Source organism: Bacillus cereus group sp. N8 (assembly GCF_016483685.1).
In the GTDB taxonomy this organism is placed as follows: domain Bacteria; phylum Bacillota; class Bacilli; order Bacillales; family Bacillaceae_G; genus Bacillus_A; species Bacillus_A proteolyticus.
The window spans coordinates 1-241 of sequence record NZ_JAEHBK010000213.1 but is presented as its reverse complement, the minus strand read 5'-3'; the positions used below and the strand labels follow the sequence as shown (position 1 = coordinate 241).

Genomic DNA, 241 nt, shown 5'->3' with positions numbered 1-241 from the left:
AGCGGTTGTTTTATTATTACATGACCCAACTAACTATTTAGATACAGCTAATATAGAATGGGTGCAATCATATTTACAAATGTATGAAAAAGCTTATATTATAATTTCGCACGATGAAGTATTTTTGAACAATATTACGAAAGTTATTTAACATATAGATGAGCGAAAAATTAAGCGCTATATATGTGATTATAATAGATTTGTGCTTAATTATGAACTGAAAAAGAAACAATTACAAGCA

At 26.6% G+C, this 241-nt stretch carries 1 pseudogene; it reads left to right on the top strand.

Going from position 1 to position 241, the window contains the following annotated elements:
• Nucleotides 1-241, top strand: a pseudogene (locus JDS80_RS31035) (ABC transporter ATP-binding protein); the annotation flags it as partial.